The 3,977-nt window shown below is 30.0% G+C and carries 4 protein-coding genes; 2 read left to right on the forward strand and 2 right to left on the reverse strand.

The features are described from left to right. Window positions 1-64: 64 nt before the first annotated feature. Together WBN21_RS15480 and WBN21_RS15485 are read left to right on the forward strand one after the other, a co-directional pair. Window positions 65-1,051, forward strand: a complete 987-nt coding sequence (locus WBN21_RS15480; RefSeq protein ID WP_424201858.1) for a UDP-glucuronic acid decarboxylase family protein — start codon at window positions 65-67, stop codon at window positions 1,049-1,051. Beyond that, the gene (locus WBN21_RS15485) at window positions 1,052-2,404 is read left to right on the forward strand and encodes an undecaprenyl-phosphate glucose phosphotransferase (protein ID WP_424201860.1); all 1,353 of its coding nucleotides are present in this window, start codon (window positions 1,052-1,054) and stop codon (window positions 2,402-2,404) included. It abuts the gene before it with no gap. Here the strand turns inward: WBN21_RS15485 and WBN21_RS15490 are convergent. Next, the gene (locus tag WBN21_RS15490; protein ID WP_424201862.1) at window positions 2,401-3,564 is read right to left on the reverse strand and encodes a glycosyltransferase family 4 protein; all 1,164 of its coding nucleotides are present in this window, start codon (window positions 3,562-3,564) and stop codon (window positions 2,401-2,403) included. The genes WBN21_RS15485 and WBN21_RS15490 overlap by 4 nt on opposite strands. Window positions 3,565-3,571: 7 nt before the next feature. After that, window positions 3,572-3,977, reverse strand: a 406-nt coding sequence (locus tag WBN21_RS15495; protein WP_424201864.1) for a UDP-N-acetylglucosamine 2-epimerase, incomplete at its 5' end; no start/stop codon positions are given.

Consider the following 3,977-nt stretch of genomic DNA (forward strand, 5'->3'; position numbering starts at 1 on the left):
AACCAAAACTAATACTTTTTTAGCGCGATAATAATTGTTTGATCATTATTAATAGAATTATAGTTTGAAAAAAATTTTAATAACAGGAGCTGCAGGCTTTTTAGGATCACACCTATGTGATAGATTTCTTAAAGAGGGTTATCATGTAGTTGCAATGGATAATTTTATTACAGGAGATAAAAAGAATATCGAGCATTTATTAGGGTTAAAATATTTTGAATTTGTAGCACACGATGTTACTAACTTTATAGAAATAAGAGGTAAATTAGATTATATTTTACATTTTGCTTCACCAGCAAGTCCCATAGATTATTTAAAAATACCTATTCAAACCCTTAAAGTAGGTGCCTTAGGAACTCACAATCTATTAGGCTTGGCAAAGGCTAAAAATGCAAGAATGCTAATTGCATCAACATCTGAAGTTTACGGTGATCCATTAGTGCATCCTCAATCTGAAGATTACTACGGCAATGTCAACACTATTGGCCCACGTGGCGTTTATGATGAAGCTAAACGTTTCCAAGAATCCATAACCATGGCATATCACAGGTTTCACGGTTTAGAAACACGAATTGCACGTATATTTAATACTTATGGACCTAGAATGAGACTTAATGATGGAAGAGTTATTCCCGCTTTTATTGGGCAAGCTCTTAGAGGAGAAGATTTGACCGTTTTTGGTGATGGCTCACAAACTCGATCTTTTTGCTATGTAGATGACCAAGTGGAAGGTATTTATAGATTATTATTAAGCGATTATTCGTATCCAGTTAATATTGGGAACCCTAATGAAATAACAATTAAGGAATTTGCAGAAGAAATTATTAAGCTAACAGGAACAAGTCAAAAAATAATATATAAAGATTTACCCCAAGACGATCCATTACAAAGGCAGCCAGATATAAAATTAGCAAAAAAAGTACTAAATTGGGAACCAAGGATTAGTAGAGAAGAAGGAATGAAAATAACCTATAATTATTTTAGGTCTTTATCGCAAGAAGAATTATATAAAAGTAATCATAAAAATTTTAAAGAACACATAAAAAAATAAGTGAATTATAAAAAGGGAAGATATTCTGGTTTAATAAAACCTTTATTTGGGTTTATAGACTTAGCTATAATTAATATGACTGTTTTTTATTTTGAAATAAATTTAAAAAACATCTACATCTTTTGTTTATATATTTCAATTCTTTGGATATTAATTTCAGTAAAAAATCATTTTTACGAAGTACATAGGCAAACAAGATTAATCCAAATAACCCCCCTTCTATTTAGGCAATTTATCTTTTTTACAATTGCCCTATATGCTTTTATTGGGTTTTTTAAGCAACCAAATATTAGCAGGTTAGTATTGGGTGAATATTTAATTTCAATTTTTTTATTAATATCTATATTTAAGTTCTTAACCACTTACTTATTAAAAAAATATAGAACCGTATTAAGAGGTAATATTAGAAGGGTTATTGTAATTGGTAATAACGATAAAGTAAGACAATTAATAAAAACCTTCAATACAAAATTAGAATTTGGATATCAATTTCAAACTAAATTTAGTGTTGAAGACGAAGATTTTTCTTTAGAAAATTGTTTCGATTATATCATTAAAAACAATATAGATGAAATTTATTTTTCAGTTTCAGAACTATCCAACAAGCAGATAAATAAACTGATAGATTTTGCTGACAATAACCTAAGAGAGCTTAAATTTATTCCCGATAATAAAGAGATTTATTCTAAGAAACTTAAATATGAATATTACGATTATATACCAATTTTATCGATAAGAGCTATTCCGCTTCAAGAACCTGTAAATCAATTTTTTAAAAGACTATTTGATATTTTGTTTTCTTTATTCATTATAGTTTTTGTGTTGTCTTGGCTAACACCAATTTTGGCAATTCTTATTAAACTAGAATCAAAAGGTCCAGTATTTTTTAAACAGTCAAGAAATGGCTTTAACTATCAAGAATTTGATTGCTATAAGTTTAGGTCCATGACACCCAATAAAAACGCAAATTTGCACCAAGCCACAAAAGGTGATTTAAGGGTAACTAAAATGGGTGCTTTTATTAGAAAAACCAGTATTGATGAATTGCCCCAGTTTTTTAATGTGCTTTTTGGTGATATGTCTGTCGTTGGACCAAGACCTCATATGGTTAGCCATACAAATATGTATGCTCAAAGAATTGATAAATTTATGGTGCGTCATTTTGTAAAACCAGGTATTACCGGTTTAGCACAAATTAGTGGCTTTAGAGGTGAAATAGAAACAGATAAGGATATTATAAACCGTGTAAAATATGATATTTTTTACATTGAAAACTGGTCCTTACTATTAGATCTTAAAATTGCCTTTCAAACGCTTTCCAATGCAATAAAAGGTGAGGATAAAGCTTATTAAATTAGTTTTATAAGTTTATTTAGTTGCTTACTAAAATCAAAATTCTCTAAGGCAACTTCTTGTATTTTTTTGCTGCTTTTTAATTGCAGTTTTTTAGTTCCCAAGTTTGATATAATTAGGTTTAAATGCTGGTAATTACTGGATTCAGCAATCCAGCCTAGTTTATATTTATTAATGATATTTTCTCCTTCGCCACCACCAAAATAAAGCATCGGCATTCCTAACCTGGCATATTCGAATATTTTAGAGGGTACGGAACCATAAATTCTATTTAATAACGGAATTATAGTTACATCATATTTAGTTAAAATTTGATGTAATTCCTGCCTTGAAACCTCACCATGATAAATAATATTAAATTCAGGGTTGTTTTTAATCAAGTTTTCAATAAGGCTTTGTTCTGCTCCAGCGCCATAAATATGAAATTCGATATTTGAATAATCTAACTCCAGACATAACTTATAAATACCCTGAGCGATGCCTAATAAACCAGCATAAACCAATTTTAGTTTTTCCGACGGATTTTTTTTATGATTTGGTAATGACACCTCAAAATCTGGAAAATTTCGATACAAGAAGGTTTCCTTTTCAGGAAAAATGGATTTTACATGAGTTAGTATTTCTTCACTTTGCCCTAAAACTAAATTTGAATTTTTGTAATTGAAACGTTCTATTTTTTCAAGCAGTCTATAACTATAATTTTTTTTGAATGCCCTTAATTCCAATCCTGCCAGCGGCCATAAATCACTTACATTTAGTATGACTTTTCTTTTTTTTGAACGTAGAAAAAAAACAGATGTAAAAGCAACAAGTAAAGGAGGAGATTGTATAATTACTGTTTTAGGAATTTTATTCCACATGAAAAACCAAATTAAACTAAAACTATATGATAACATCGCTATTAAACGCAAGATTTTATTCTTTGAATTGCTAGCATAAATCCATAAGCGATGAATAGTTAGGTTGTTTTCGGTAGAAGTATGCTTAAATCGACCTCTAAATCCTTCAAAAATCCTTCCATTGGGGTAATTTGGTAAAGGTGTTATGACGGAAACGTTGAAGTTGTTTTTTTGAAGTCCTTCAGCCAAATGAAAAATACGGTTTGAAGCCGCGCCAGTTTCAGGAGGAAAGTAATTGGTAATTATGAGAATATCTTTCATTTAAACTTCAAATGGATGTTAAATGATTTACAAGTCGTTTTGCAGCTTTTCCATCCCACAATTCCGGTATTTCACCTTGTTTCCAATTACCTGAAAGTAGAATGTTAAAAGCATTTTTAATTTTATCAGAATCACTACCAACTAAAATATTGGTCCCGATATTGCAAGTTTCAGGGCGTTCTGTACTATCTCGTAATGTTATACAGGGCACATTCATAACAGTAGTTTCTTCGGTAATTCCTCCAGAGTCTGTAACTACAGCATACGCATGTTTTACTAAATAATTAAACTCTAAATAACCTAAAGGATTAGCGTAATGTAAATTTTCAAAGTTCAAATTTAAACCAGTTAAAAGCTTTTGTGTTCTTGGGTGAACGGGAAAAATAATTGGGTAATCTTTTCCTAAAGTTACA

The sequence above is a fragment of the Algibacter sp. genome (genome assembly GCF_049667265.1).
Classification (GTDB): domain Bacteria; phylum Bacteroidota; class Bacteroidia; order Flavobacteriales; family Flavobacteriaceae; genus Algibacter_B.

Excerpts from the sequence above, each read along its gene's own strand:
- WBN21_RS15490 (WP_424201862.1), bottom strand. The coding sequence starts at position 3,564 with ATGAAAGATATTCTCATAATTACCAATTACTTTCCTCCTGAAACTGGC.